The organism is Chimaeribacter arupi (assembly GCF_002858805.1).
Lineage (GTDB): Bacteria > Pseudomonadota > Gammaproteobacteria > Enterobacterales > Enterobacteriaceae > Chimaeribacter > Chimaeribacter arupi.
Genome location: NZ_PJZI01000078.1, coordinates 1 through 1,813, shown reverse-complemented (window position 1 = coordinate 1,813; position 1,813 = coordinate 1). Strand labels below are relative to the sequence as shown.

At 47.8% G+C, this 1,813-nt stretch carries 3 protein-coding genes and 1 pseudogene; all 4 read right to left on the bottom strand.

From position 1 onward, the window contains the following. On the bottom strand, nucleotides 1-152 hold a 152-nt coding region (locus CYR52_RS22965), incomplete at its 3' end, for a DUF6392 family protein (RefSeq protein WP_241522441.1). A gap of 18 nt (nucleotides 153-170) precedes the next feature. After that, nucleotides 171-428: pseudogene (locus CYR52_RS22115) on the bottom strand (colicin E3-like toxin immunity protein). Nucleotides 429-565: 137 nt separating this feature from the next. Next, nucleotides 566-1,033, bottom strand: a complete 468-nt coding sequence (locus CYR52_RS22110; protein ID WP_101829451.1) for a DUF6392 family protein — start codon at nucleotides 1,031-1,033, stop codon at nucleotides 566-568. Beyond that, nucleotides 1,030-1,806, bottom strand: coding sequence for an S-type pyocin domain-containing protein (locus tag CYR52_RS22105; RefSeq protein WP_277622370.1), 777 nt, complete (start codon nucleotides 1,804-1,806; stop codon nucleotides 1,030-1,032). The genes CYR52_RS22110 and CYR52_RS22105 overlap by 4 nt, the downstream gene beginning before the upstream one ends. Nucleotides 1,807-1,813 lie beyond the last annotated feature (7 nt).

Here is a 1,813-nt window from a genome sequence, read left to right as displayed (position 1 = left end):
AGATAAACCCCCTCTTTCGCCATATCCAGACTAAGATCAGGATCACCTGAAAATCCGGTAGGGGGAGTTTTATAGGGGATAAGTTCAGCCTCAAGCAAATCTTTATAGGATTTTCCCAGGCTATTTATTAAGGCGTCTACGTTTACTGTCATTTGTCGTACTCTGGTTTATTACCAATGATCCCGATAGTCAAAAGATACTTGATAATCATAGTTTTTTAATTCAATGCAATGGTTAGAATATGGCTGCAAAATCGCCACCTACTCATTTTTTATATCAAAACTGCCATTGTTTATTACATCTTTTGTGGGCATGTCTAAGCCATCAATCATGATACTGACATCATCACCAAAATCTTTTGAGTATTCTCGTCCCTCCCTTAGCTCAGTAATTTTATCAAACCACTGTAACCTGATTTTTAAGCCCATAATGACCTCATAAATATCATTTAATACTGCGACCTTTTACAGCGGGATTGAGTTGCTCACTATTACTGGTACGATACTTAATCACCACACTGCCCGCGCAGTGACACACGCGGGCGGGGATGGCAAAGGTGATAAGGCTACCAGCGAAGTTCTGACGTGGGCATAAAGGTGACCGATCTTACATTATCCATCACGTCATAGCTGATTTGCATATTGGTGGGTATAGGACGTCCATCTGCCTCATAAAGATCTGTCCAGCCAAACGCGCGTTTCATGATAACTTTCGGAGGTGTGCTTCTTAATGGTTCACCAAAGTGTTCATGAACCCACGAACGGGTCATTTTTTTCTCTAATGGTGCGGGAAGCTCATTTGGAAACATCCAATCAGTAGTTTCATCGTCTTGAATTGTCAACGTAACGGCTTTTAAGATTCTTCCATCACGCCAGAACGAGAGAAAGATTCCTTCTCTAGCCATATCCAAACTAAGCACAGGAGAGCCTGACGCTCCTTTCGGCGGGGATTTGTACACAACCAATCCTGAATCAACAAGCTCAATGTAACTCTTTCCTAAGCTATTAATCATTGCATCCACATTCACCGTCATTTATACAACCCCATTTCACTGTTAATTTTATGCATTTTCGTCCGTGCCGCCTCTATTTGGCCCTCAGTTGCACCATGCTCTTTTAATGCTGGTTTAATAACGTCCATGTTGTGATCAAGTGCCGCCCGTAAATTGCGTGAATCAAGGTTGATTTGTGCAGAAGTGTTGCGCCCGCCGTATGTCTCGCTCAGCTTCTGGTGCACCTCTTTAGGAATAATAATCGCAGCAACATCATCAGATAATTTACTGATATCTTTTGAAGCAGCATCAGGATAAAGCTCGGATAAATATAATTCCACAGCCGCCCTTGAAGGCATATGGTCAGCCTCATACGTCCCCTGGCGCGAGCGTCGTTTAAAGTCGCTGTACAGTTCTACCTCCAGAAACTCCACCGGCGGCTTGCTCAGATAAATATAAATTGGCGGAATGTCCGCCACCGGCAGGATCAGGATGTAATCCGCGAAACTTTTCTCATCCGGCGCCGGGCTGGTGGTGGCCCGGATACCGGTACTGTCCGGCAGCGGGTTTACCATCACCGGGTCCGGCAGGATCGGGCGGTGCTGGTTGCCGGTGTTCGTGGGAACATGCACCCCGGAACGGTCCGGCGTCCAGATAATCGTGACGGGCTGCGCTTCCTCGGTGGTGAAGGTGTACGCCTGCCGGGCGCTGTCCCAGGCCATCTGGCGTACCCGCACGCTGTCCTGGCCCGGCGGCGTGTGCCAGCCGCGCGGCACCGGGTTGCCCTGTGCATCGCTTTCCCAGGTGAAACGCACCCGGCTC

Coding starts and splice junctions, on each gene's coding strand:
- CYR52_RS22110 (WP_101829451.1), bottom strand. CDS start 1,033: ATGACGGTGAATGTGGATGCAATGATTAATAGCTTAGGAAAGAGTTAC.